The 4,306-nt window shown below is 47.1% G+C and carries 2 protein-coding genes; both read right to left on the minus strand.

The features are described 5' to 3' along the window. Window positions 1-1,219: 1,219 nt before the first annotated feature. A complete protein-coding gene (gene murI, locus IM322_RS15710) occupies window positions 1,220-2,071 on the minus strand; it encodes a glutamate racemase (RefSeq protein ID WP_287675832.1) in 852 nt (283 codons plus the stop codon). 97 nt (window positions 2,072-2,168) lie between these two features. After that, window positions 2,169-4,067, minus strand: coding sequence for an N-acetylmuramoyl-L-alanine amidase (locus IM322_RS15715; protein ID WP_287675834.1), 1,899 nt, complete (start codon window positions 4,065-4,067; stop codon window positions 2,169-2,171). Between the last annotated feature and the right edge of the window lie 239 nt (window positions 4,068-4,306).

Below are 4,306 nucleotides of genomic sequence, written 5' to 3' on the forward strand. Positions count from 1 at the left end.
CCTAACGTCTAATTGATAATGATTTTAAGTCTTGGAACGTCAACACACTGTCGTTTGTGCTTCGAGGCGAGCGCTCTGTTCAAACCCTCATTCTGTAAAGCTTCTGGGGTTGGTGATCGCACTTTTTGTGAGAAATACGGGACTTCCCACTCCCCACTTCCCAATATTTTATTACCTTTTAAACAGGATTTCGTATGATTACGACGACAATCTTCTTTGCAAAATCTTGATTATTCTCCTTTCGATAGAGCTTAAAAAAATTTTTTCCCAGTCCTTGACAACTTATGTTAAGTTGATAGTGGCAGTTGCAAGAAATTAACCCCCAGTTCTCACCTAGGAATTGTTAAGATGAGGAATTTTTTCTCGTCGGTTTCTGGTGCGAAGAATGGAGTTGAAAACGATTACCTGTCCAACTCAGTCCCGGTCCCTTGGTAGAGTGACTGACGGATAAGCTCGATCTGTTTGCAGATTTAGCTAGTTTTCTCGTCGCTAGTCATTCGATGATCAATGGGGAAAGATCGAGCCTACCTAATTTTAAATATCTTCTCTCCTCCCTAATCAAACAATGCCTACCATGACCTTAGTGTTACCAATGATGTATCTACTGGTGATCTATCTCTTACTAGCGATCGCTAAAAAAGCTAAAATCAACTCCTAAACTGAAAAAGGCTGACGGCTATAAAACGGGGACAGGCAGTTGACGCTCCCGTCGCGCTCAAGCAAGGGATTCTTGATTCACCGATGTGGACTTAGACTAAGTACCTTGCGATTCTCAACCCAGAGGTGGTTCTCTCCTCAAGCGTTAACTTTGGGTGCGCCCCACCCTAGTTGTATTTCTACAAAATTTGCTTTAATTGAAGTGTTAGCTTCAAATACTGCTTTGTCTAGTTCCTGCAAAGATTTTACCTACCTACAGGTAGAAACTAGAACATTAGGTAGAACCCCATATCTTTGATTGTCAAGGTGCAGATAGCGTAGTGATTAGACTACAGGGGTTTTTCAAGCGGTTGTTTACCCTAGCCGCTATACTTATATGGTAGCTATTTTTCGTGAGTACTTCAAGACCTTTAAAGGAAAAAACACTGCCAAGGCTAATGACCCCAAAAGAAGAGCAAGCGCACTTCGGAATACGCCACTAGAATGCCATTAACAATGTCAGAAGTCATTCGAGATTTCGCTCTTGAGACTAGACACTTATTTTTAGCTGTGGTTCGCTGTTCTATACTGGCCTTTGTTTCATCCCATCGGTAAAACCGAGGGTCTTCACCCGACATTGCAGATAAACCTTTTCTACCCTGGGAGAAAAACCGAGCCATTGACGAGATAAACGAGCAAAAGTGTCAGGATCACCGCTAACTGCGAAGTTAGTAGGTAGGGGTGTTTCGGGATTTTTTAGACCTAATAATTCTAGTTCTTTTTCCGCCGCTCGGACAACGGAAGCGGCGGGATCTACCAACCGCACGGAACTAGGTAAAAGACGACGTAAAACCGGGGAAAGATGGCGATAATGGGTACAACCATAGACCAGAGTATCAATATTTTCTGCTAGTAAAGGCTGAAGATATTCCCTAGCCACCTGCGTGGTGTAGGGGTCAAAAATGCGGTTAGCCTCGATCAAAGGGACAAATTCAGGACAGGGAATTTGCCAAACTTGGGCAGTAGGATCGATTTCTTGAATCGCTTGTTTATAGGCATTACTTTTAGCCGTAGCGGGAGTAGAAATCACCCCAATGCGCTTTCCTTTTTGCACGGCAGTTTTTGCCCCGGGTAAAATTACCCCCAAAATTGGTAAATCTTTAAATTCGGCCTGTACTTCTTCTAAAGCCAAGGCGGAACTGGTATTACAGGCCATAATCACCATTTTCACCCGGTGCTCGCTCATCCAAGTGAGAATTTCCCGGACAAATTCGATAATTTCCCCTTTAGAACGGGTTCCGTAGGGAAGTCTAGCGGTATCAGCGAAATAGAGAATCGATTCTTGGGGCAGTTGTCGATACAACTCCCTTAAAACGGTCAGTCCACCCACACCACTATCAAACACACCAATCGGACTAAATTGTGATTCTCTCATAGATATCGAGGAAAACGCTGATCTAAAGTAGCTTTATTTGATGATATTAAAACACGGATTTTTTGATCAGTAAACTAATGCTCCAATCATTTAATCATTAACGGAGATTTCGTTGAATATATTCAATAATCCCCCTTGCGATCGCCGCCGCCATTTGTCGTTGAAAGTTGGCATTGGCTAATTTAGCAGCATCCTCAGCGCCGGTAACGAAACCCACTTCCACGAGGGTAGAGGGCATTTTCGAGGTTCTCAGCACATAGAAACGCGCCCGACGCACCCCCCGATCGCGCAGATCGACACTGCGGACAATATTGCGATGGATGGTATCCGATAAACGGCGATCACCGAAGTAATAAACCTCTATGCCATTGACATCCGGTCGTGCTTTCCCCATAGAGTTAGCGTGGATACTGACAAATAGATCGGCATCGATCTGGTTAGCCAGATCCGTGCGACCTTGCAGGGTGACAAAAAAGTCGCTATCTCTAGTTAGACGCACATCGATGCCCTGTTGTTGCAGGATGCGGGTAACTTCTAGGGAAATGGGCAGAATTACGTTTTTTTCCTGAAGGCCACCAATTCCGATCGCCCCCGGATCCTTACCCCCGTGGCCGGGATCGATCACCACTAGAAAGCGGCTATTGCCTTGTCGGGGGGGATTAGGAGTGGGGTTAGAGGGGCGCGGAGGTGGGTTAAATTGCCCCGTATTGGGGGGTAAAGGGACAGGTATAGTGGTGGAGTCAGGAACCTGAGAAACGGGGTTAGAATTGGGAGATGACAGCAATTCTAGGGCTAGGGTTTGATTGCCCGTTTGAGTTAATTGTCCCAGTTGAAAACCCGCGGCCGTCTGTACCAAAATCAGCACCTTATTGGCACTTTCCTGACGTACCCGCAATTGATAGATGGGACTATGGCGACCGAAGCGCGGACCGCGGAAAGACTCGGCTAACTTAGCATTTTCGATGCGTAGTTCATAGACACCATCCCGGTTAACAGTGCCGTTAGCTTTCAGGGGTAAATCCGCGCGAATTAAGAGGCGATCATTATTGCCCGTCAGATCGATCGAGGAGATGGTGGCCAAACGACTGCTAGAAGGGGGATTATTGGCAGTTTTCGCCGGGGGATTATTGGGACGGGGAGTGGGATTGGTGGCCTGAGTCGGGGGAGGTGAGGAGATATTATCCACGGAACTCAGACCGCCCCTAGGCAGTAAAACCAAACCACCAAAACGACTATAGAGAGCTTGCCAATCGGGACTATCCTTATTAACGCTCAGGGAAATCTTGGCCCGTTGATTGGCAGTCTGACTGAATTGAATATCACCGACCCCATAGCGATTGACGGGGATAGTTTGACCGGTGAGACTACTGGGTAAAGTGGCCCCGGGTAATTCAAATTCGATTTTTTTGCCGTCCCGGCTGCGTTGACTGCGGATCGATCGCTCATCACCATTTTGCTCTAAACGGACAAAAAGACCATTGCGAGTTACCTGAAAATCATCGTTGTTGTCCGTCTGGCTAACTGGAGGTGGGGGAGTGGGACGGGTGGAACCGCGATCGGGGGGAGGTGTGGGGTCAGGGGTGACGGGTGGTTGCGTTTCCTCCCTAATCGGTTGGGGTTCTGGCAATTCCACTGTCCATTGGGTGGGCGAAATTCCGCGAATTTTTACCTGTTGAGGGTCAAAGGTGTAGCCTGGGGCCAATTCAATCACTAAACGGGTAGTTTCCGCATCAAATTGACCAATACGGACACTTCTGACGATATTGCCAATGGGCCGGTTAATATTGGGTTGCCCTAACTTGATCCCGGGCAGATCGATCACGATCCTGGTGGGGTTAGTGATCATTTGCGCTCGCGGTTGCACTCGATTGTCGGTGGTGAAGACCAGACGATTCTCATTGGTGTCGAATCGCCAAAAGACGAGCTTGCCTGCCCAAGCAGGGGCCGCCACCAGCAACCAAGTTAATGCGCTTAGGAATAACCAATGAAATCTCACGCTCGATGCTCCCGTTGCTCAGTTATCAATTACCTTTTTTCGGTAAAAATGGACAATTTTGTCGATTTTTGGCCATCCATAGCTCCGTTAATGCTCTGAGATTGACATCCTCACCGCCGTAAACGGACGGTGATTCCCAAACCTCACGATTTAGGTTTCTGCTTCTTTCCCTTGCGGGGTTCCGCACCTGCCTTAACAGATTTACTCTGTTCTGGTCTTATGGTCGCTCTACAGACTGA

The organism is Microcystis sp. M109S1 (assembly GCF_020247025.1).
GTDB lineage: Bacteria > Cyanobacteriota > Cyanobacteriia > Cyanobacteriales > Microcystaceae > Microcystis.